Source organism: Candidatus Dependentiae bacterium, assembly GCA_040878395.1.
Classification (GTDB): domain Bacteria; phylum Babelota; class Babeliae; order Babelales; family Vermiphilaceae; genus JAKBEL01.
This window is the reverse complement of sequence record JBBDMI010000012.1, coordinates 49,361-72,501: the sequence shown is the minus strand read 5'-3', so window position 1 is coordinate 72,501 and position 23,141 is coordinate 49,361. Positions and strand designations below refer to the sequence as shown.

Genomic DNA, 23,141 nt, shown 5'->3' with positions numbered 1-23,141 from the left:
TTTACACTTATAGTGTATTAATGTAAATAAATCAATATTAAACTCTAAAAGGTAAAAATTGTATCAATTCAAAAAATCGGCATTTATTTTTCATCGTGATCTAAGACTACATGACAACACTGGGCTATTAGCTGCATGCAATGAATCAAAAGCAGTTATTCCTATATTTGTTTTTACACCTGAACAAATAGGCAAAAACAATAAGTATCGCAGCGACAACGCCATTCAGTTTATGATTGAATCATTGCAAGATCTGCAACAACGTGTCGAAAATAGAAACGGCAAACTCTATCTTTTTCATGATGAGCTTGAGCACGTAGTAACAAAATTGATTAAAAAAGAAAAAATCGATGCCGTTTTTACTAATAAAGATTACACGCCATATGCAAAAAAACGTGACCAAAATCTTGAAAAACTATGCAAAGATCATAGCGTTTCATTTCATGCATATGATGATGCGCTGCTCAATTCACCAGGCAAGATTTTGACCAAATCGGGCGAACCATATAAAGTATTTACACCATTCTGGAAGCGTTCCGTGCAATTTCCCGTAACAAAAGATCATGCATTTCGTTATGACTCTTTTTATAACAAAAAGATCGATTTTGCCGAAGATAAAACTATCTATAAAAAAATCTTAAAAAAGGAAAAAATTCATCCTGATCCTGTCGAACGGGTAGCTGTGCACGGTGGCAGAACAAATGGCCTGAAAATTATGCGGACATTAAACGAATTTAAAAATTATGATGAGATCCGCAATACACCTGCAATTGATACAACACTTCTTTCAGCTCACAATAAATTTGGCACTGTATCGATTAGGGAGCTTTATTGGAACATGCGCAATGCACTCGGAGCTGCCGGTCCGAAAGGTTTGATTCGTCAACTTTATTGGCGTGATTTTTATTATCACATTGCCTACGCATGGCCTAAAGTTTTTGGGCATGCATTTCAAGATAAATATGACAAATTAACATGGAGTCTTAGTAAAAAAAATTTTGAGCTATGGTGCGAAGGCAAAACCGGTTTTCCTATCGTTGATGCCGGTATGCGCCAAATGAATGAAACAGGCTGGATGCATAATCGTGCGCGCATGATTGTTGCATCATTTTTGGTGAAAGATCTGCATATCAATTGGTTATGGGGTGAAAAATATTTTGCACAAAAACTGGTTGATTATGATCCATGTGTAAATAATGGTAATTGGCAATGGGCAGCATCAACAGGCTGTGATCCGCAACCCTATTTCAGGATTTTCAACCCTTGGTTACAACAAAAAAAATTTGATCCTGAATGCATCTACATCAAACGCTGGATTCCTGAACTTGAAAATGTCGATAATAAAGTCATCCATAATTGGGCATCGGACAAAAGCCCTGAACTCAACTATCCACGGCCAATGGTTAACCATAAAAAAGAAAAAGAGATTGCATTGAAAATGTTTAAACAGGCAGGGTAATACCATGAGTAATGAAGCGATATTGATTCTTCCTACACAACTGCTTGAACAGCATCCGTTGCTTGAAAAGAAAAAAGAAACAGTTTTTTTGGTTGAATTTGAACGTTACTTTTCAGATTTCAATTTTCACAAACAAAAGATTATATTTCATCGTGCCACGATGCAAATGTACAAAGATTTTTTAAAAAAAAATGGGCACATGGTCGTTTACATTGAGCATCACAACAGCAAAGAGTTTGAAAAGCAAATCAAAGCAAAAAAAATCGACATTTTACACTGTCTTGATCCGGTCGACACACCATTTGAAAAAGTGTTAAAAGCAAGGTGTAAAAAAATAAAAACAGCTCTCGAATTTTATGAAACGCCGTTATTTTTAACACCAACTGACTGGATTAAAAAATATTTCAAAAACAAAAAGAATTTTCGCCAGCAAGGATTTTATCAAGCACAACGTAAACGACTAAACATATTGATGACCCAAAAAGGAAACCCAATAGGAGGTAAATGGAGCTTTGATGCTGAAAATCGAAAACCTTTGCCAGATTCTATAAAGATTCCAATTTTTTATAAACCCCGCACTAACAAATATCAAAAAGAAGCGATCAATTACGTACAAAAGCATTTCAAAAACAATTATGGTAATGCCGAAACTTTTTTTTATCCTACAACATACCCAACTGCTAAAAAAGCATTTGATGATTTTTTAGAAAAACGTTTTGCTCAATTTGGTCCTTATCAAGATGCGATAGTACAAAATGAACTCGTACTCTTTCATTCAGTGCTCTCTCCATTACTTAACGTTGGATTATTAACACCACAGGATATTTTAGAAAAAACACTGGCCTATGCTAAAAAAAACAAAGTTCCCATCAATTCACTTGAGGGATTCATTCGACAATTAATTGGTTGGCGAGAATATGTTCGTGCAGTATATATTCTTGAAGGCCAAGAACAGCGCAAAAGTAACTTTTTCGAGCACAAAAGAAAAATGCCGAAATCTTTTTGGGATGCCAAAACGAAGATTCCTCCAGTTGATGACGCTATAAATCAAGCATTAAACTATGCATACAATCATCATATTTTACGCTTAATGGTTTTGGGTAATTTCATGCTTTTGTGTGAAATCAATCCCAATGATATTTATCGCTGGTTTATGGAATTTTTTATTGATTCATACGACTGGGTAATGGTGCCAAACGTATATGGTATGAGCCAATATGCCGATGGTGGGAGCATGACAACAAAACCATATATTTCCGGATCAAACTATATCCTTAAAATGAGCGATTATAAAAAGGGAAAATGGTGTGAAACTTGGAACGCTCTTTATTGGCACTTTATATATAAAAAAAGAAATGTTATAAAAAAAATCCCTCGGCTTGCAATTATGTATAGCTATCTTCAGCGCATACATACAAAAAAAATACAAGCATATATAAAAGAATCTGATGAGTTCTTAGCTCATCTATAGCCCTATATTCATTTGCGAATAACAAGATATAAAAAACCACAACAAAGATATTGTTGAAATTTTCAAAGCTGTTTTTTTATATTAATAACAATATTAAAAATAAAAATATGGATCTTACAAAAATGAATACAGGGCAAAAAACTTTTTATACCATCTTATTTTTTGGCATCACAACAACTTTCTTAATGTTATCGATTGTTTATTATAATGGAAAAAACACACTCACTCTAATCCTAAAAGACTCTTTAACAGCAATACGAACCGCTAAAAAGCTGCAAATTGAAACCTACTTCAATCAAATTCAAAATCAATGTGAAACATTTGCACAAGACTTTATGATTATTAATGCAATGAAAGAGTTCAAGGAGGCTTTTGAATCATTAAATAATGGAACAGATAATGATCAACTAAATATGCAGAAAAAAACATTATCTAACTACTATGATAATGAATTCCTTGCGCGACTAAACCCTCATCTAAGTATAAAAAAGAACGCAGAACAGTTTATGCCAGAAAAATCTGCCTCAGTCCTTTTACAAAACGTTTATATTGCAGAAAACCCAAACCCTACAGGCCAAAAAGATAAACTGACTGATGCTCCTAAAGCAGGAAGCTACAATGAGGTTCATACAAAATATCATCCATATTTACGCAATTTCCTGGAAAAGTTTAAATATTATGACGTCTTTTTGATAGATCATGTCTCGGGAGTTGTTCTATATACAGTATTTAAAGAAATAGATTTTGCTAATAATTTATTCACCACCGAACTCAAAAAATCAAATCTTGCTCAATTAATAAAACAAATCTCACAAGCTGAAAAGCCTCTTCATGCAACAATAATTGATTACAACTTTTACGATCCTTCTTATGCTGCACCTGCTGCATTCATAGCGACGCCGATTTATGAAAACGATATACAAATCGGTGTGCTAGCTTTTCAAATGCCTACTGATCAAATAAATCTGTATATGACTGATGATAAAGAATGGGGCAAAACCGGTTTTGGCAAAACAGGTGAAGCATATTTAATCGGGAATGATTTTTCTATGCGGAGCATTTCACGCTTCTTAATTCAAAATCGCAAAAACTACCTACAGCAACTAAAAAATGAGAAAACTGATTCTCTTGTTATTAAAAACATAGAAACTTTTGATACAACTATTTTACTGCAAAGAGTAAATACCAAATCCGCAAGAAAAGCATTGAAAGGAAAAACAGGAGAAATTGAAACAAAAGATTACCGCGGTCTTAAAGTTTTGAGTGCATTTGCACCGCTAAAAATTAAAGGTTTAAATTGGGCAATTCTTGTAGAAAAAGACAAAAGCGAAATACTTAGTTCTCTGTATCGACTCATGATAATTATTGGCTTTTGGAACATACTTATTTTATTAACACTTATATTTACGGCTTTTTTATTCACGCGATATATATTTTCTACAAAAAAAATCAAAGATAGCAAACCTAAACATTAAAAAATAAAAATATGGATCTTACGAAATGAATACAGAGCAAAAAACTTTTTATACCATTTTATTTTTTGGTATCACAACAACTTTCTTAACATTATTTATTATCTATTATAATGGGAAAAAAGCATTCACCCTAATATCAAAAGACTCTTTAACAGCAATACGAACCGCTAAAAAACTGCAAATTGAAACCTATTTCAATCAAATTCAAAATCAATGTGAAACATTTGCACAAGACTTTATGATTATTAATGCAATGAAAGAGTTCAAGGAGGCTTTTGAATCATTAAATAATGGAACAGATAATGATCAACTAAATATGCAGAAAAAAACATTATCTAACTACTATGATAATGAATTCCTTGCGCGACTAAACCCTCATCTAAGTATAAAAAAGAACGCAGAACAGTTTATACCGGAAAAATCTGCCTCAGTCCTTTTACAAAACGTTTATATTGCAGAAAACCCAAATCCTATAGGCCAAAAAGATAAACTGACTGATGCTCCTAAAGCAGGAAGCTATAATGAAGTTCATGCAAAATATCACCCATATTTACGCAATTTTCTTGAAAAGTTTAAATATTATGACATTTTTTTAATAGATCATGTCTCGGGAGTTATTCTATATACAGTATTTAAAGAAATAGATTTTGCTAACAATTTGTTCACCACCGAACTCAAAAAGTCCAACCTTGCTCAACTGATAAAACAAATCTCACAAGCTGAAAAAACTCTTCATGCAACAATAATTGATTACAATTTTTATGATCCTTCTTATGCTGCACCTGCTGCATTCATAGCAACGCCAATTTATGAAAATGACATACAAATCGGTGTGCTAGCTTTTCAAATGCCTAGTGATCAAATAAATCTGTATATGACTGATGATAAAGAATGGGAAAAAGCCGGACTAGGTAAAACAGGCGAAGCATATTTAATCGGTAATGATTTTTCTATGCGTAGCATTTCACGCTTCTTAATTCAAGATCGCAAAAACTACCTACAACAACTAAAAAATGAAAAAACTGATTCTCTTATTATTAAAAACATAGAAACTTTTGATACAACTATTTTACTGCAAAGAGTAAATACCAAATCCGCAAGAAAAGCATTGAAAGGAAAAACAGGAGAAATTGAAACAAAAGATTACCGCGGTCTTAAAGTTTTGAGTGCATTTGCACCGCTAAAAATTAAAGGTTTAAATTGGGCAATTCTTGTAGAAAAAGACAAAAGCGAAATACTTAGTTCTCTGTATCGACTCATGATAATTATTGGCTTTTGGAACATACTTATTTTATTAACACTTATATTTACGGCTTTTTTATTCACGCGATATATATTTTCTACAAAAAAAATCAAAGATAGCAAACCTAAACATTAAAAAATAACGAAAATTTCTAAAAAGGGGTCCTGAACATGAAAACATCTTTGATCACAACGCTCATGGAAAATCATAGCCCTTTACTTGTATTCCTCACTATAGGACCAGTTGCTCTCTTTTTTTTATTGTCTGTGTTTATGTGGTTACGCATGAGAAACAGCAGCACCTATTGGTTCATTTCAAGTATTTTTTCTTTTTTTATGTTTTTGGGTAGCTACACAATCTTATACACTTTCTACCATGTCGATACAAGTCAAAGCCAAATCAACAATACCCCCATCTATACTATCACGGAACAAAATAGCTTTTTAGACAAAAATACAAAACAGAGAGAAATGGATCCATCATTACAATATCTTATTCCTACCGGCGTAATTATCAAATCTATTAATATACAAAATGAAAACACTGTTTCACTATCCGGTTCAATTTGGCAAACATATACTCAAAAAGATAAAGATCTTGCAAAAGAGGTGGTAATTCTTAATGCACGCAGCTCACAAATTACTCCAACATATCAACTTAAAACTGAAAATGGAATAGTATACGGCTTTGACTTCAAAGTAGAGCTTATCAAACAATTAGACTACACACAGTTTCCTTTGGATAAACAAAAAATTAATGTAGAGCTGGCCCATTCATCATTAACTAAACCGGTAATACTTACTCCTGATTTTTCATCATGGAAAACAGACGAAAATCAGCAAATTGGCATTGATGAAAATTTGAATCCGACCAAGCTGGCAATCGAAAAGACTTACTATTCATATACAACAAAAAAAAGCTCTGCTAATCACGGCGTTAAAGATTATATCTTTGCAAATAATTTTCCGGTATTAAATTTCAACATTAATATAAAAAGAGAAGTAATAAATCTACTCATACTGGTATTCTTGCCGGTTATCACCATCTTAGTATTATCGTTTGCATTTTTATTGATGTTCCGTCGTCTTTTTTCACGGCCACATTCATATCTTAGTATCAACGCCGCAATATTATTTGCACTGATTGTATCTCACCAACGCTTACGCGACCTGATTCCATCAAACGTCCCCAGCTATCCTGAATACGCTTACTTTTTGAGCTATATTATTATTCTTTTTAATATTATGCTCGCTGTCCGCTATGTCAAAACATTAGGATCAACTGAAACGATTAAATCTATGCCTAAAGAGACGCTCTTTTTCAGATTAATGTATTGGCCATTTGTCTTCACAAATTTCTTGATAATTACAGTAATGTTCTTTACTTAAATTCACGAGACCTCTTGTAAAAACTTGTGCTCTCATCTCTTAACTCATCTTACACACTCATAGATTTAATAACTTATTTTAGAAGAAACTCTTTTTAAAAATTATTATCACACAGTTTTCAAATAGTATGTGATAATAATCTAAGTGAAAAAATAAATAAATTTGCCTATTTTGTCATCAAGTATGTTTAAACAATAGACCTCTTATAGAAACTTGTGCTCTCATCTCTTGAATGAAATTATACACGATAACAAATTGTTTTTTAATGTTGAAATACCCTCTTTGTCGTCCTAGCGAATGCGGGGATCCACTAATTAAATTTTCCTTATTTCTATTTTTTGTGATAGTAAATAAAGTTGAAATAACTTTATAATCTTGATTATCGAATTCGTAAGAACGGGGATTAATTCGTAATAAAGTGCATCATGTAAGTTTTGAAATAACTATAGCTTTAAAAAAGGTTTAATGAAAAATAAAGAATCCTAAAATGAGAAAATCTTAATTAGTGGATCCCCGCATTCGCCTATGCATTATCCACATTTTATCCTTTAAAAAACATATTTTTTGTTTTAGGCTTTCCATGGCGCCATTTCCCTCATCCTGTCATTCCTGCGAAGGCAGGAATCCATAAAAAGCTTGTACAATTAAATAGCATAGGCATTGTAGGGCTTATGAGGAAAATTACAGGGAATCTAAAATAATATTTTTTAATGAATTTATTTCATTTATTGTGGATTCCTGCCTTCGCAGGAATGACAGGGGTGAGAAACTTTGTTATTTTGTGTGATAATTATTTTGAAAGTAATTTTTTCTAAAATAAGCTTGAAAGTTAAACCTGTTTAAAATAATTATTTAAAGCATTACAAAAGATGTGGGTAATGCATAGGCATCCGCAGCCTGCCCGCCTTAGCTTCCATCTTACGTTGAAACTTCAGAGGACAGGCGAAGAGGATCCAGTGGGAACCGATGTTACCTAAAAGAATACTTATTAAGTTACGCACAATGTAAAAGTATACTTATCTTTTGAAATGAGACTTCATTAAGATATTATTTTGTGCAAAACTAAAAACAATTTAAGATTTATTGACTTTTAACACAATCACTTCGTAGGTCTGTCCTCTGACTTGTGCGCAGAAGCTTCAGCGAAGGAGTAAGTTTCAACGTAAGATGGAAGCTAAGGCGGGCAGGAAAACAAGAGAGAATATAATTCATAGTAAAAAGGTTTTAAGTAACTATAAGATATCTAATATATTGTATTTATTGCGTAAGGTGAGTTATTTAATATAAATTTGATTATTTTTTTCCAAAACCATTTGTTCCGCAACCAATGCATTTAAAATACGTTCATAACGCTCAGACTCTTTACCCAAAAACATTATCAATTCATCTTTATTTATAGATTGAACTTCTACAATTTTTTTGATAATTTTGCCACGAATTTGCCTATCTGAACCTTGAAATTTTGACTGTACTGCGTGATGAGCACTTTTACGGCTAGGATTAGGTAAACTTTTTTTCAAATGCACGCCATAATCCATCAGCGCATAATACCACTCTCGAGCATTATTTACATCTAAAGTTTGCGCAATCAATGGCATTAACTGAGCATCTTTGATCTTTTCCTGATCTTTAAAAAAAGAATGCAAAAAGACTGCACGAATATTTGTCTCAATAAAAACAACCGGTTTATTGAATGCAAAGGCTGTAATTGAAGCTGCAGTATTTGGCCCAATATGAGTAAATGTTTGCAGTACATCCGGATCATCGGGCAATACTCCCTTAAATTCATCAACAACACGCTGCGCATTTTGCCACAATGCTTTGCCTCGTCGGTTGTATCCCAAACCTTGCCATACACCCAAAACATCCCGCAAATCTGCTTGGGCCAATGTTTGTATATCGGGAAATGCTGCAATAAACTGTTCAAATTTTGGCTCTACACGATATGTTTGCGTTTGTTGCAACATAATCTCTGAAACTAAAATATAATATGAGTTCTCTACATTTCGCCATGCAAATGGACGTCCATATTGTTTATAAAATTGCCAAATAAAGTTTTGAAACTCCCCTATCTCTTTTTTTGTTAACTTCTTATTTGTTGAGCTTTGCATATTTATAATATCTCAGTTTAGCTTTTATATGTTTTTAATTGCATTTATGATGCATTTTTTTGGTTGTATTGTAAAGTTACAACCCAACTAAGTTGTAATATAACTCTTGATACATAAACTCAATATTTTCTATGCTCAATGCATATCAAAAAGGAGAAACAATGATTGTCACCTTTATGTATTGCGCACTTATCATATTCGTCTTTATGAACATTTTATTTGTTCTTGCATTGCAAAAAAAAGATAACAGTATTGCAGATATTGGATGGGGCATTGGCTTTATATTAATTGCACTTTACAGTTTTTTTAAATCAGGTATTTTTTTGCAACGACATATTTTGATTACTGTGATGACTTTAACTTGGGGAACTCGATTAGCTATTCACATTTATATGCGCAATAAAGGGAAAGAAGAAGATCCACGTTATAGCCGTTGGCGAAAGATGTGGGGCAACCAATTTATTTGGCGCAGTTACCTACAAGTCTTTATACTACAAGGCATTATCATGCTCGTCATTGCAACACCAATCATTATAGTAAATAGCAGCACCACCATTGAGCTCACCTTTTTTGATCTTTTAGGATTCGCAATTTGGATGATTGGTCTCTTTTTTGAAAGCGTTGCCGATTGGCAGCTTTATTTATTCCTGCAGGATCCTGCCAATAGAGGACAAATCATGATGAAAGGATTATGGCGCTATTCACGTCATCCGAACTATTTTGGCGAAGTTATGATCTGGTGGGGAATGTTTATTGTTGCATTAAACGTCCCTAATGGATGGATATCAGTTATAAGCCCTATTATGATTTCATATATTTTATTATTCGTTTCGGGGATTCCATTGGCCGAAAAACAACTGCAAGGCTTAGCGCAATTTGCACAATACAAAAGAAAAACAAGTATCTTTATCCCATGGTTCACAAAAAAAGGTTAATCCATGCCAACAAAAATAGCTATTATTGGCACAGGTTCTGTGGGATCAACCACAGCTTATGCATGCCTAATGAACAATTTTGCCGCTGAAATTATGCTTGTTGATATCAATGAGTTAGATTGCAAAGGTGAAGCTTTAGACCTTTCTGATGCACTATTTTTTAGTAAAACATCAAAAATATCACAAGCAACTTTAAAACAAGTCGGACAAGCAGATATTATCATAATAACAGCAGGAAAAGCACAAAAAAAAGGGCAGCCTCGCTCAGAATTATTACATATTAACCAACAGATAATCAAACAGATAATTGATGATATGACCCCAATCAATACTGACGCCATACTCATTATGGTTACCAATCCTGTAGATACGCTCACATTATACGCTCAACAGATTGCAAAATTGCCAAAAAAACAGGTTTTTGGCTCCGGCACTTTACTTGATTCACTCAGATTACGCAATTTAATCGCAGAAAAAACCGGCATTGCTGAACAATCGATACATGCATATGTATTAGGCGAACATGGCGACAGCCAAGTGGCAGCGCTTTCATCTGCAACTATTGCAGGATCGCCACTAACAAACTTTATTGAAAAATCAGAGCTCAATGCAATAGCAAAAAAAACCCAAGAAAAAGCGTATGAAATCATTCAGTACAAAAATTATACCTGTTATGGGATTGCATCATGCCTAGCAGCCACTTGTGAGAATATAATTTTCAATCAAAAACGCATCATGCCCGTATCATGCTATATTCAAGAATATGATATATGCATGAGCGTCCCGGCAATAATTGACGCTCAAGGAATAAAATCAGTGCTCAACGTCCCTCTAGACAGCCAAGAGAACAAAATGCTCCAAGATTCTATCTCCAAACTTAAAGAAATGAAGCACAATTTGTGTCTAAAAATATCCTAATTTCTTATTTTTTTCATAATAACCAAATACAATAAAACCCCTAAAATAAAGGGTTTTCATGATTTTTGGTGATACTTTTTTGTTTTTTTATAAAAATTTATTGCAAATAGAAAATACTAGATGCTACAATGGTGATAGTAGTAAAGAACTACTCAAGATCTTGAAGTAGATAGTATTTGTTAAACCTTCATAAACCAAAAGGGATTTTTTATGAAGAAATTATTAGTAGTAGCATTATTGGCTGCTTCATTTGTTGGTATGACTGAAGCTCGCCGTTGTGGCCGTAGCTGTGCTCCAAAATGTGCACCTGTATGCGCTCCAAGATGTGCGCCGGCTAAACAATGTATCGGACCTGCACGTATTTGTGAAGTAACTTATAGTAACGATTGCAGCGAAGGCGAGCAACCGGATCTTTGTTATTTAGTTCCTGCCCGTCGCCACATAAATAAACATGTTCACCGTAGTGAACACGTAACTTATTCATGTGCAGACAAACCTGCTTGTGCAGTTGAACCAACTCCACAACAAGTCGAAGAATTACGAGCTGACGGTGCAATACCTGATACTTGTGGATAATCGAATAAGTTTCTAAAACTTATATAAAAAAAAGGGTAGCTATCAAATTAGCTACCCTTTTTTATTTTAAAAATTACTTCTTAATCCAAACGCCCAATACGCAACACACACATTTCATCTGGTAATAAATATCTACTTGCAGCATCTTTTACTTCCTGCAACGTTATCTGTGCAATATTTTTTGCACGATGGTCAAAGTAATCAGCATTAAATCCATATTTATCTAAAAATAGAAAAGCTTGAGCAATATTTGCATTCGAATCAAAAAAGCTTACTAGATTACTTGCTAAAGCATTTTTTGCCTCTGCAATCTCTTGATCAGTCAATGTTTCACTTACGGATTTCATCATCTCTTTTATTGCTTTTTCCGCCTCATGGGCGCGATCTTTGGATACTAAAGTTCGCACAACAACCATTCCCGGTTGCAGGCCTGATTGAGCAATAGTCGAACCGTTTATAGTATAAAAAAGGCCACTTTGTTCACGCAGTTGATACAAACGTGAATGCAATGAACCACCAAAAATTTGATCGAAAATAAGTAGTTTATCATAATCACTATTTTTACGATCAATCGATTTTTTTGCCATCATTAAAGTAACTTGATCTCTATTAATAGGATAAACTTTTTCCTGAGCACATGCATCTTGCACCTCAGGAAATTCAAGCTCATCAATTTGAGACCCATTCCAATTACCTAATGTTTTTTGCACTTCAGCCTTTATATCATAACCACGCAAATCACCCACAATTGCACATTTTGCACCATCGGGGGAAATATAACTGTTATAAAAATCGATTAAATCTTTTTGAGTGATTGATAAAACAGACTCAACGGTTCCCATACTATTTTTACTAAATGGATGACCTTTATAAACCATTTCACTCATTAATTGACTTGAAAAATAGTCTGGGTTGTCCCAAAACTGTTTCAACTCGGATAACATTTGAGCGCGAACTTTTTCGATCGCATCAATTGAGAATATTGCATTGGTTAACAGTTCATTCAATAATTCAAGACCTTTTTGCAGATCCTCATGCAACAGAGACATTGAAATACCACCAGGATACATTGAAATAGCCATGCCTCGAGACTCAAATTCCTCGGCAAGTTCATTTGCCGTATAATTTTTTGTCCCCTCAGTCATCATACGGGTAACAAATGCAAACAAACCTTGTTTATCTTGCGGATCATTCCAAGATTTTGCTTTAAATTCTAAAACAAGATTTATTTTTGGAGTTTGATCATTTTTATACCAAAATAGTTTCATGCCATTTTCAAGTTGCGCTTCTTGCGCTTTAGGAAAATTGAAATCAGTTGGTTGTTGAATTTGAATCTTTTGCGCATATTTTGGCATTTCAACTTGTGTTTCACGCTGACGAGCCGATAAAATACGTGCATCTTGTAAATCTGAAGCTTCTTGGAAGCTTAACCATTGTGCCTTATCATTTTCAGGCAATGGCAATACTAATCCTTTATGCATAACACTTGGACGACAATAATAACTCAAAAAGGTTTGTATATCTTTTTGCAAAGCATCTTTTGGAATATCTAAATAAGTAAATACATAACCCGGATCATTACAAGCTAATTGATATTTACCAATCACATATGCCTGTTTTTCATTTTTTTCAAGCAAACTATATTCGCTCATTTTTGCTTTTTTAAGTGCCGTTTGCAGCTCTTTATCATTTACACCATTGCGTACAATGTCATTGATTTCACCAAAAAGAACAAACTCTATTTCATCAATATCTTGTTCACGTTTTGGAGTAAACAGTACCAAAAAAAGTCCATGATCAAACAGGTCAAGACACATAGTATCAAGTGATGTTACCAACTGCCGTTCATCAATTAGTTTTTTATATAAACGTGAACTTTTACCACCCCCTAAAATATTTGATATCACATCAGTTAAATGGGCCAGTTTTTCTTTTGCGCCTGGAACAACAAAAGCAAAGATACCAATTGGTTGTTGAACATCTCTATAAATTGAAACTGACTTTGATGCAATATCAGGGTTGTGATAGAAATCCTCTCTTTTATAATCAAAATTCGCAGGTATAGCACCAAAATACTGTTCCGCTAATGTAAATACCTCTTGAGCGTCAACATCGCCTACAACTATTAATGTTGCGTTATTTGGCAAATAATGTTTTTTATAAAAACGTTCTAAATCTGCACCCGTTACCGACCATAAATCCTGTTTGTAACCAATCAATGGATAATGATATGGATGATCCGGAAAGATAGAGGTTAACAAATTATAAACAACGGACCGTGTATGATTATCTTTGAGCATTTTAAGCTCTTGAATAACCGCTTTCATTTCTGAATTTAAGTGATCATCTTTAAATGAAGTATTGACCATGCAGTCCGCCATAATAGGCAAAACTTGTCGCCAATTATGTGATGGCATATTGAATAAATAACCGGTATAGTCATATGAAGTAAATGCATTACAGTTACCTGAGAGCATATGCGCTATAACTTTGATATCAGTTTCGGAGAGCATCTCTTTTGTGCCTTTAAACATCATATGTTCAATAAGATGCGCAATCCCTTTTTCGCCATCTTTTTCATCTTTTGAACCGACGTTATACCAAAGTTGAACAGAAACTTTCGGTACTGTATGATTTGGACGGACTAAAACAGTTAAACCATTTTTTAGAACTTTTTTATCAATATGCATAGTAGGTGATTTTCCTTGAATTGAAACAAAAATAGGTTGTAATAAGCAACCAATCAATAATAATTTTCTCATTTGCCTTTCTCCTGTATCGATAGTATAAATTAAAATGCTTTTTTGCACTAACTTCAAAAAAAGGATTATAACAATGTTTAAGAAAATAATCACATGTATATTTCTTTTGTCCATCATGCAAACAAATACACACTGATCCTCAATTTATAATCCAAAACGTGCAACCTACACAAACGAATGTTGGCATAAGCAAGATGCAAAAAAATTAAAAACAGCATGCGTATTTTGCATTGATGGAAGCAACATCAATGGCTGTTTCTGCTTTAAAAGGAACATTTCATACGCATGGAGCAAATGTTGGTATTAATATTGGCAAAGCCGCTGGGGCAAGCAAACCTAATCACTTACATGTACAAATTGTTCCGCGTTGGCACAATGACACCAATTGGATACATATTATTGGTCAAACCAGTGTGATTACGCAAGAGATGCATGAAGTTTACCGAAAATTGAAAGCTAAATTTGACGCAGAAGTGTAATGAAAAAAAATATGCGTTCTATTTTTTTGCAATCATAACAAATGACATTTTAGCAAAACCCGCAAACATCGCTGAAGTAAAAAAACAAGTTCAAGAATATTATGAATCTGAAGCATTTGAAAAGGAAACAGATAAAGCTTTGCAAAAAGCATGGCAACAGTTGCAAAACATAAAAGCAACTGAAACCTCAGTGGTGATTATTGATATTGACGAAACGGCACTTTCGTACTACGCATACTTTAATAATAATGCAATTTAGCAAAGAAGAAAACACAACTTTTGAGCGCATTATCTTGCGTACACCTGAAGAAAAAAATCACCCCATTTTATCAATATAAAAAACAAAAACGTGCTGAACTTGTACAAGAAAGCTATGACATTATTACGCATTGGAGATCAATAGAGTGACTTAGAAGGTGACTATACAGGCATTAAAATAAAAATTCCAAATTATATTTTGAGTGAATAGCGTATTGCTTCAATATCTGGGTGAACTTTTGAACAAAAATCTCGAGAGCTAAATTTTTCTTTTTTTGATCTATGAAGCAAAAATTTCACTATTAATCACACAAACTTGTAAAGTTATTACATATTCGATAATAATAATAACAAGGGACTGATTCATCTCATGTTCTTAATTACTATAAAAGAGGAAATAAAACATGAAGAAATTGTTAGCTATTTTTTTTGTTATTCCTATATTATTAAATTTTAAGATTTTATTCTCTATCGAGCAAAAGGATGTAAATGTGATTAAAAAAGAAGAATTTGAAATCCCATTAACAGAAGATCTCATGAGAGAACATGGCATTCTCAATCGTCTTTTATTGATCTATGAAGAGTGCATTAGAAGAATAGATTGCAAGTCTGATTTTCCAATACAATCACTTGAAAAAGCTATTCAAATAATTGAATCTTTTATAGAAAATTATCATGAAAAACTGGAAGAAGATTATATCTTTCCACTTTTTGAAAAAAAGAAAAAAAAGGTACAATTGGTCAGAACATTAAAAGACCAACATGTAAAAGGCCGAATAATTACATCACAACTTAAAAAAATAGTTACTAACAAAAAAGATCTTAATACAAAAGAAAAACATGCCGCAAAAAGATTAATGCAAAAGTTTATATCTATGTACCGTCCACATGAAGCACGTGAGGACACGGTTTTATTTCCTCTTATTCGTTCACTAATAAGTCCAAAAGAATTTAAAGAGCTCAGTGAGAAATTTGAAGAATTGGAGCATAAACTATTTGGCGATAATGGCTTTAAATCTATTTTAAATAAAGTAGCTGACATTGAAAAACAATTTGGCATCTATAAATTAGAACAATTCACTCCGAATACAAAGTAATATCTACAATCGACCAACTTTTATTGTGCTGATATTATCAACATCCATAACTTCTTGGACCGCCTTCATCATTTCATTTCTATCGACTTGTTCAATCATATGCACTCGTTGAGCATAATAATCTTTTGGCAATGAGAGTCGATCGATGAGCAAGAAGCTGTGAGCAATACCTTTTTGTGTTGCAAACTGATCAATTAAAGAATGAGACAATGCATCTTTTGCAGCACGGAACTCTTGTGAGTCAACTTTCTGTGCGGACGATTGCATTGTTTGCTTAATAACTTTTTCAGCTTCATGCAAGCGATCTTGTGAAACGATTGTCTTAATAAAGAACATTCCCGGTTGATGGCCGGCACCAAATACCAAAGAACCACCAATCGTATAAAATAGACCAGTTTGCTCACGCAATTGAAATAAATGTGAACTCATAGATCCGGTAACACCACCGGCAAAAATTTGATCGAACACCAAAAGAGGGTCATATTTTATATTTTTTCGGTCAACTGAAAGCCCTGTAAATGCAAGAACAACCTGGTCACGAACAATAGGATGAATAATATTTTTTTGCTTAGGCATTACAAGATGAGGATATTCAATTCGAACTGATTGCACCGGCTCCCATTGATTGAATATTTCTTGGACTTTTAGTTCAAGATTTTTTTCATCAAATGCACCTACAACTGCCAAACAAGCATTGTTGGGCCTTACATGCTGTTTATAATAATGCAATAAATCATCACGATTGATCTTAGCAACAGACTCCTTTGTCCCTAAGAATGATTTTTTATAAGGGTGATCCTGATAAATATGCTCTCGTGCAATTTGTTTTATAAACTGATTAGGCTCATCCCAAAAATCATCAATATCAGATAGAATCTGTGCTCGTACTTTTTCAATAGCTCTTTCATCAAATAATGCATTTTCCACCAACTCATCTATCACTTGCAATGCAAAATCTAAATCTTCTTTTAACAAAGTCAACGAAATGGAACCGGCTCCAACCTCTAAATGCATTCCCCGTGAGGCTAGTTCTTGCACAAGCTTTGTTTTACTAAACTTTTTAGTGCCTTCTTCAAGCAGTGCAAAGGTAAAATTACACAAGCCCTGTAAATGCTCCGGATCACAATAAAATTGCGATTCAAATTCTAAAATCAGTTCAATTTTTTGTCCCCCCGTAGGAGAAAAAAGAACTTTTAAACCATTTTGCAAATCAAATCGCTCATGCTGTGGTACAACAAACTGATTCATTTTTTTCGTGTCTATTTGATGTACCAACTTACCCGGCTCAATTTCAGTCTCGCGCACTTTACGTGATAAAATAACAGCATCAGTTCGATCACTTTCTTCTTGAACGGAAAGCCAATGCTCTTTTTCTGTATCAGGCAATGGTGCTATTACACCTTTATGCATCGTTGTTGCACGCAAACAGTTGGATATTAACGTTTTTATTTGCTCTTTTATTGTACGTTCATCTGTTTGAATAAACTCATTAATATAATTTGGATTTTTTGTTGCAAGAAAACCTTTGCCTATCATATAAGCGCGCTCTTGCAATGTTTCACCTTGAACTAAATGCCCCATACTCACTTGCTTGATTGCGCGAGAAATTTCATCATCATCAACAGACTCTTGCAATGCTATAAGCACCTTTTTTATCTGTATTTCGATCTCCTTAACTGCATTTTCATCCACCGGGTCAACATGAAAAAAGAGCAAACCATGCTCAAAAAGGTCATCCAAAAACATACTCACATCAGTTGCCAGTTGCAGATCATCAACCAACAATCGATACAACCTTGAGTTTTGTGATTGACCAACTATGTGCGCTAACACACTCAACAAAAATTCACTGTTTTCTTTAATCCCCGGCACGCGCCAAGCATACATCAATAATGGACGCTGAATATCACGATACAAGGTAGCGCTTGTAGATTGCATATCTTGTTGTGCATAATGTTCTATTTTTTCAATCTTATCGCCCGCAGGAATTGCTCCAAAATAATTTTTTATTTCAGCAAGCGCCTTTGCCGGATCAACATCACCGACCACAACCAAAGTTGCATTATTTGGTTTATAATGCTTTTTATAAAACGCAACTAATCCGTCTCGCGTTATACTCCATAAATCTTGCTTATAACCAATAATAGGGTGATGATAAGGGTGGTCAGAAAATGCCGAACTTGTCATCGACTCGATCAAACTTGAAACATAATTGTCTTTATACATTTTAAGTTCTTGAATCACTGCTTTTAGCTCAGACTGCAGCATATCATCAGGAAATGTACAATTAGTCATGCAATCAGAAAGCATTTCAAGAGCAGCATGCCAATGCTGCTTGGGAAAATCAAATAAATATCCTGTATAATCATATGAAGTAAATGCATTGGTATAGCCGGATAATTTTTGAGTAATCATATTGATATCGGATTCAGAAAGCTTATGAGTTCCCTTGAAAATCATATGCTCAAGCAAGTGGGCTAACCCTTTTTCTCCATCTTTTTCATCTTTTGAGCCGACATTATACCAAAGTTGTACAGAAACCTTCGGTGTTGATGAGTCAGGATTAATAATTATTTGAAGACCATTTTCTAATGTATAATGCTCAATAGAGCCAAAAGCTTTCATATTTCCTCATTTCGTTGATATAGAGCGATATTTTAAGTGTAGATTAATTTGCTAAAATGAGCAAAGAAAAGGCCAATTTAGCTTGTTTTTCCCAGCCTACTCATAGCAAAATTAACAATACTAGCCACATCTGGATTAAGAGGAGAACCTAAAGGAAGATTAAGCATTTGAGCACACAATTGATGATCCTCTTTACCTAAATGCAGCGTAGCGCCTGATCTATCAAATAAAACATGCAAATTGGCCCAATGCTCTCCATTGTTTAACTTCATATCTGCAGGAATATCTTGACCAAATATCTTATTTAGCATATCAGTAAATATCTCGCGAGAATCTTGTGTATCTCTCCTGACACAACAAGATATTGATACTGCACATATTAATACAGTACATACACCAACAAAAGGCCAAAAATATATTTCCCCTTTTTTCTGCCATTGCTCAGGAAAATTCATAACAATTTTATGTTTAATCCGATTTAAATGCTTCTGAACATCAAACTGCTTATTACAATTTACAGGAATTATATATGACATCATGAATATAAAAAATAACCGGTTTTTCATTTTTTTGTTCCTAATATAAATAGGCACCAACGTGACTATTGGAAACATTATGTTACCACACATATTATTTTATACACAATAGGGCTCTTTATTTTCCATTTACTTGATTACATAGTCAAATCTTATATACTTACATAATGAAAGAACATGACAAAAAATCAATAGTTAAATCTCACGCAAATCGCCTGATCTTATGGCTTGCATTCACAAGCTCTTTTTTGCTGGGCATCAGTTTTGCTTATACATATCAATGGATAATATTTTCAGTCTTTTGGTTTATTTCAATATTTATTACACTAAATTCATCTTCATGGAAACCATTTTTTTTGTGTATTATTTTTTTTGTACTAGGATTCACCCGCTTACAATTTCAGCTGTATAGACACAATTGCCATGCATCTCTCATTCGCAATCAAATAGTAAATATAACCGGATCGGTTTATGATATTGATCCCGTGCAGCACGACCTATATCATTATACTGTTTTAATTGACGTCACTTCGACAACCAACACTAAGAACAACATCCCCTCACGATTCAATTGGCGACTACAGTGCTATACAAAACAAAAGCCTTATTACACAGTTGGCGACACAATCATGCTCCAGGATATTAAAATAGGAAAAAAAAATAGTAATTCTTTTAATACCTATTTAATAAAAGAAGGAATACATGCAACTACGTTTTTAAAAAATAACAAGGCAAGCATTCTTTATCATCCAAGGTTTCATCTTAAAAGATCTATACATACATTCAAACACAACATATTAAATCAACTACAAAAAAAATGTTCTCCTAATACAATAACATTACTGTCGTCAATTTTTCTAGGCAATAGATCTTGCATAAAAAAGCAGTATCAGCACATTAAAAACCTCTTTTTAAATTGGGGCATTATACATTATCTGGCCCGGTCAGGATTGCATCTCATTATATTCATTTTATTATTACAGTTAATCCTCCGATATATTCCTATCCCTCTCCTTTCAAAACAATTAGTTACTCTTTTAGTCACAGGTTTTTATGCTTTACTCACTTGGCCAAGTATCTCATTTTCACGAGCATATACCGGATTTTTATGGTGCATGTTTTGCAAAATATCAGGGCTCCAAATCAATATCGTCCATACCATCCTCATGCTTATTTGTCTTTTTTTATTCATCAATCCTTCGTTACTTTTTTTTCTAGATTTTCAATTGAGCTTTGGGTTGACTCTTGTTCTTGCAATAACAAATAGCCAACTGTTGTATCAAAAGTAAAAACAGAATACCAATTCATTGCATTTTGCCTCCTATTTTTCATATCATGTAATTAAAATTCACATCAAAAAAAAGGGGAAGGGATAATGAATTTTAAAACAATAAAAGCATGTTTAATTGTTTTTACTTTATTTACTTATGAGCATCTCGCTTTATCGCGAGAGCAACATATTATGCCTGCGGTTTCATACAACAAAGAAAAAAAACATCATAAAAAAACATCCAAAAGACAAACCTCCATCATTGTTTATATGGCAGCCGACAATGATTTACGCAGCTTTGCAGCACGCAACATAAAACAAATGGCGGCAATTGGCTCAAATGAAAATATCCACATAGTTGTGCATCTGGATATTCGCATCGCAGGAAACAAAAAAATAACTCGACGTTACTATATTGAAAAAAATAAAATATTACACGTTAATGCTTATGATCCTGCAACACAACGCATGGACAGTGGACAACCTGAAACATTAATATCTGCTTGCCAATGGGCAATTACAGATTATCCGGCACATGACTACGCTCTTATTTTCTGGAATCATGGAACCGGTGCTCTTGATCCATATCATGGCAGAATTATCAGCCCAACAGAACTCTTCACATATAATCCAACCTTAAACATGCTTGAACTTGATCGATCAACAAGTATCTTAGGAGATGTTGATCCGGCTCAACACAATCATGATGCACAAGACATATTATGGTTACTTGAACAACAGGATCCGGAGTCTCTTGCTTGGCAGGAAATTGATAATGATTTACAAACAAATGAACGCAACCTATCAAAATCAAATGCTGAAGAATGCGAAGACAACTCAAAGGGCATCTGCTGGGATGACTCAGCCGGAAACTATCTTACAAATGAAAAACTAGATTATGCCTTAAGCGCTGTTCGTAAAAAATATCTAAATAATGAAAAATTTGCAATTATCGGCTTTGATGCATGCTTAATGTCTATGATTGAAGTTTGTGATTTATTACAACAGCACGCTCATATTATGGTTGGATCACAAGAAGTAGAACTTGGCACAGGGTGGAATTACCAAAAAGTTCTTGAGCCATTTTTATATAGATCGCTCAACAAGCGTGATTTTGCTCGTCACATTGCACATGTCTATGAAGAAACATATAATAAAATAACAAACGACTATACGCAATCAGCAATCTTTCTTGACGACCTTAGCTTTCTTCAAGAGAACATAAATGATGTTGCAACTTTACTCATTGAAGCCTTACAGCTACAAAAAAACAAAAGCGTGAACAATGCAATTCGTGCGAGCAAAAACAAACTACTGTGTACACACTTTGATGAACCAAGTTACATTGACCTGCACCATCTATATGTGAACCTTGAATACAATTTAAAACATTTTAGTTTTACTAATGCAAAACGAGGACAAAAAATAACAAATGAACTGAGGACTCTGCTTGATCATGGACGGGCAATCATCAGAAAACTGGTTCTTGCAAATGTATGTGGCAAAAACTTAAATCAAGCTCGTGGCATATCAATTTATTTTCCCGAGCGACGTATTCATAGCTCATATGCACATATACCATTTGCAAAACAAAACAAATGGTCACAACTGATACATATGTATGTAGCGGGATAAAAAAAAAGAACTCTTTAATTTTTTGGGCCAATGCGTATGCTAATATATACATTGGCCCTTTTAACTAAAAAACGATATGAACTTAAAGATATATAAACAGCAGCTACTTGAAGAACTGTATGAACCTTATAAAAATTCAAACAAACTTCTTGTACAAGGCGGAAGTAATCGCATTATATTTGGAGAAGGAAGCTCCAATGCAAACCTTATGTTTATTGGCGAAGCCCCCGGTGCAAAAGAAGATGAACTACAACGTCCATTTGTAGGCAGATCTGGAAAGCTACTAGACAAAATACTACAATCTGCCAACGTAAGGAGAAAAGACGTATTCATAACCAATATAGTAAAAGTTCGCCCACCAAAAAACCGCAAGCCATATCCCGATGAACTTCACCAAGGCAGAAACTTATTATTTGCACAAATTCAAATAATTCAACCTAAAGTAATCTGTACCCTTGGAGCATCCGCCCTTGAAGGATTACTTGACACACAAATATCTATTTCACAAGTACGCGGGAAATATATAAAAATGAAAGATTTCTTACTTCTGCCCACATTTCACCCGGCATACATCTTACGCGACCCAAAAAGACTCCCCACCCTAACAGAAGACATCATTAAAGCCATAGAAGAATCTACTCTATAAACCCCACACAAAAAAAATACCTTTTATATAGAATTATTTTCAATAAGAAACAATTAGGCTTGTAGAATCCATACAAACTGACTTCTTGTCTGGTGGATAAGTGGTGGATAAGTGGTGGATAGATGGTGGATAACTTGTGGATAACTTTTAGGCAAAAAAACAATCCTCCCTCCTGAAGGGCGATCTTATTTTTACATTTTTCTTTATGTGCCTCTATATAAAGATATCCAAGGGTTATTTTTGAGTTATCCACAAGT

18 protein-coding genes are annotated in these 23,141 nt (G+C 33.9%); 13 read left to right on the top strand and 5 right to left on the bottom strand.

Annotated features, from left to right (window positions below; all coding sequences use genetic code 11):
• Positions 1–58: 58 nt before the first annotated feature.
• The 5 genes from WD055_05330 (at position 59) to WD055_05310 (ending at position 7,036) form a co-directional block, all read left to right on the top strand.
• On the top strand, positions 59–1,459 hold the full coding sequence (locus WD055_05330; GenBank protein ID MEX0849627.1) for a deoxyribodipyrimidine photo-lyase: 1,401 nt from the start codon (positions 59–61) through the stop codon (positions 1,457–1,459).
• A gap of 4 nt (positions 1,460–1,463) precedes the next feature.
• Positions 1,464–2,930 (top strand): cryptochrome/photolyase family protein, encoded by a 1,467-nt coding sequence (locus WD055_05325; protein ID MEX0849626.1) that lies wholly within the window; start codon positions 1,464–1,466, stop codon positions 2,928–2,930.
• Between the two features lie 122 nt (positions 2,931–3,052).
• Positions 3,053–4,405, top strand: coding sequence for a hypothetical protein (locus WD055_05320; GenBank protein MEX0849625.1), 1,353 nt, complete (start codon positions 3,053–3,055; stop codon positions 4,403–4,405).
• A 25-nt stretch (positions 4,406–4,430) separates the two neighbouring features.
• The gene (locus WD055_05315; protein MEX0849624.1) at positions 4,431–5,783 is read left to right on the top strand and encodes a hypothetical protein; all 1,353 of its coding nucleotides are present in this window, start codon (positions 4,431–4,433) and stop codon (positions 5,781–5,783) included.
• A gap of 35 nt (positions 5,784–5,818) precedes the next feature.
• Positions 5,819–7,036, top strand: coding sequence for a hypothetical protein (locus WD055_05310; protein MEX0849623.1), 1,218 nt, complete (start codon positions 5,819–5,821; stop codon positions 7,034–7,036).
• Between the two features lie 1,274 nt (positions 7,037–8,310).
• Here WD055_05310 and WD055_05305 read toward each other — a convergent pair.
• Positions 8,311–9,147, bottom strand: coding sequence for an A/G-specific adenine glycosylase (locus WD055_05305; protein MEX0849622.1), 837 nt, complete (start codon positions 9,145–9,147; stop codon positions 8,311–8,313).
• 161 nt (positions 9,148–9,308) lie between these two features.
• Between WD055_05305 and WD055_05300 the strand changes: the two genes are divergently transcribed.
• The 3 genes from WD055_05300 (at position 9,309) to WD055_05290 (ending at position 11,576) form a co-directional block, all read left to right on the top strand.
• The gene (locus tag WD055_05300) at positions 9,309–10,082 is read left to right on the top strand and encodes a DUF1295 domain-containing protein (GenBank protein ID MEX0849621.1); all 774 of its coding nucleotides are present in this window, start codon (positions 9,309–9,311) and stop codon (positions 10,080–10,082) included.
• A 3-nt stretch (positions 10,083–10,085) separates the two neighbouring features.
• The gene (locus tag WD055_05295) at positions 10,086–11,000 is read left to right on the top strand and encodes an L-lactate dehydrogenase (GenBank protein MEX0849620.1); all 915 of its coding nucleotides are present in this window, start codon (positions 10,086–10,088) and stop codon (positions 10,998–11,000) included.
• A 210-nt stretch (positions 11,001–11,210) separates the two neighbouring features.
• Entirely contained in the window at positions 11,211–11,576 is a 366-nt protein-coding gene (locus WD055_05290) for a hypothetical protein (GenBank protein ID MEX0849619.1), read from the top strand.
• A gap of 80 nt (positions 11,577–11,656) precedes the next feature.
• Here the strand turns inward: WD055_05290 and WD055_05285 are convergent, their stop codons facing one another.
• Complete coding sequence (locus WD055_05285; GenBank protein ID MEX0849618.1) at positions 11,657–14,338, bottom strand: pitrilysin family protein; 2,682 nt, start codon at positions 14,336–14,338, stop codon at positions 11,657–11,659.
• Positions 14,339–14,571: 233 nt separating this feature from the next.
• Between WD055_05285 and WD055_05280 the strand changes: the two genes are divergently transcribed.
• The 3 genes from WD055_05280 to WD055_05270 all read left to right on the top strand — a co-directional run bounded on the left by WD055_05280 (position 14,572) and on the right by WD055_05270 (position 16,172).
• Positions 14,572–14,817 (top strand): hypothetical protein, encoded by a 246-nt coding sequence (locus WD055_05280; GenBank protein ID MEX0849617.1) that lies wholly within the window; start codon positions 14,572–14,574, stop codon positions 14,815–14,817.
• On the top strand, positions 14,801–15,076 hold the full coding sequence (locus WD055_05275) for an HAD family acid phosphatase (GenBank protein ID MEX0849616.1): 276 nt from the start codon (positions 14,801–14,803) through the stop codon (positions 15,074–15,076). Before WD055_05280 ends, WD055_05275 begins: the two co-directional genes overlap by 17 nt.
• Before the next feature lie 403 nt (positions 15,077–15,479).
• Positions 15,480–16,172, top strand: coding sequence for a hemerythrin domain-containing protein (locus WD055_05270; protein MEX0849615.1), 693 nt, complete (start codon positions 15,480–15,482; stop codon positions 16,170–16,172).
• A gap of 3 nt (positions 16,173–16,175) precedes the next feature.
• Here the strand turns inward: WD055_05270 and WD055_05265 are convergent, their stop codons facing one another.
• The 3 genes from WD055_05265 to WD055_05255 form a co-directional block, all read right to left on the bottom strand.
• A complete protein-coding gene (locus tag WD055_05265) occupies positions 16,176–18,797 on the bottom strand; it encodes a pitrilysin family protein (protein MEX0849614.1) in 2,622 nt (873 codons plus the stop codon).
• Between the two features lie 77 nt (positions 18,798–18,874).
• Positions 18,875–19,336: a hypothetical protein gene (locus WD055_05260; GenBank protein MEX0849613.1), complete on the bottom strand. Its 462-nt coding sequence runs from the start codon at positions 19,334–19,336 to the stop codon at positions 18,875–18,877.
• A 1,048-nt stretch (positions 19,337–20,384) separates the two neighbouring features.
• Positions 20,385–20,525: a hypothetical protein gene (locus WD055_05255; GenBank protein MEX0849612.1), complete on the bottom strand. Its 141-nt coding sequence runs from the start codon at positions 20,523–20,525 to the stop codon at positions 20,385–20,387.
• A 183-nt stretch (positions 20,526–20,708) separates the two neighbouring features.
• Between WD055_05255 and WD055_05250 the strand changes: the two genes are divergently transcribed.
• The gene (locus tag WD055_05250; GenBank protein MEX0849611.1) at positions 20,709–22,238 is read left to right on the top strand and encodes a clostripain-related cysteine peptidase; all 1,530 of its coding nucleotides are present in this window, start codon (positions 20,709–20,711) and stop codon (positions 22,236–22,238) included.
• 76 nt (positions 22,239–22,314) lie between these two features.
• On the top strand, positions 22,315–22,884 hold the full coding sequence (locus WD055_05245) for a uracil-DNA glycosylase (GenBank protein MEX0849610.1): 570 nt from the start codon (positions 22,315–22,317) through the stop codon (positions 22,882–22,884).
• Positions 22,885–23,141: the final 257 nt, after the last annotated feature.

What these genes read in the sequence shown, in the direction of transcription:
- WD055_05325 (MEX0849626.1), top strand. Translation starts at nt 1,464, where the DNA reads ATGAGTAATGAAGCGATATTGATTCTTCCTACACAACTGCTTGAACAG.
- WD055_05320 (MEX0849625.1), top strand. Translation starts at nt 3,053, where the DNA reads ATGAATACAGGGCAAAAAACTTTTTATACCATCTTATTTTTTGGCATC.
- WD055_05315 (MEX0849624.1), top strand. Translation starts at nt 4,431, where the DNA reads ATGAATACAGAGCAAAAAACTTTTTATACCATTTTATTTTTTGGTATC.
- WD055_05310 (MEX0849623.1), top strand. Translation starts at nt 5,819, where the DNA reads ATGAAAACATCTTTGATCACAACGCTCATGGAAAATCATAGCCCTTTA.
- WD055_05305 (MEX0849622.1), bottom strand. Translation starts at nt 9,147, where the DNA reads ATGCAAAGCTCAACAAATAAGAAGTTAACAAAAAAAGAGATAGGGGAG.
- WD055_05300 (MEX0849621.1), top strand. Translation starts at nt 9,309, where the DNA reads ATGATTGTCACCTTTATGTATTGCGCACTTATCATATTCGTCTTTATG.
- WD055_05295 (MEX0849620.1), top strand. Translation starts at nt 10,086, where the DNA reads ATGCCAACAAAAATAGCTATTATTGGCACAGGTTCTGTGGGATCAACC.
- WD055_05290 (MEX0849619.1), top strand. Translation starts at nt 11,211, where the DNA reads ATGAAGAAATTATTAGTAGTAGCATTATTGGCTGCTTCATTTGTTGGT.
- WD055_05285 (MEX0849618.1), bottom strand. Translation starts at nt 14,338, where the DNA reads ATGAGAAAATTATTATTGATTGGTTGCTTATTACAACCTATTTTTGTT.
- WD055_05280 (MEX0849617.1), top strand. Translation starts at nt 14,572, where the DNA reads ATGGAAGCAACATCAATGGCTGTTTCTGCTTTAAAAGGAACATTTCAT.
- WD055_05270 (MEX0849615.1), top strand. Translation starts at nt 15,480, where the DNA reads ATGAAGAAATTGTTAGCTATTTTTTTTGTTATTCCTATATTATTAAAT.
- WD055_05265 (MEX0849614.1), bottom strand. Translation starts at nt 18,797, where the DNA reads ATGAAAGCTTTTGGCTCTATTGAGCATTATACATTAGAAAATGGTCTT.
- WD055_05260 (MEX0849613.1), bottom strand. Translation starts at nt 19,336, where the DNA reads ATGATGTCATATATAATTCCTGTAAATTGTAATAAGCAGTTTGATGTT.
- WD055_05255 (MEX0849612.1), bottom strand. Translation starts at nt 20,525, where the DNA reads ATGAATAAAAAAAGACAAATAAGCATGAGGATGGTATGGACGATATTG.
- WD055_05250 (MEX0849611.1), top strand. Translation starts at nt 20,709, where the DNA reads ATGAATTTTAAAACAATAAAAGCATGTTTAATTGTTTTTACTTTATTT.
- WD055_05245 (MEX0849610.1), top strand. Translation starts at nt 22,315, where the DNA reads ATGAACTTAAAGATATATAAACAGCAGCTACTTGAAGAACTGTATGAA.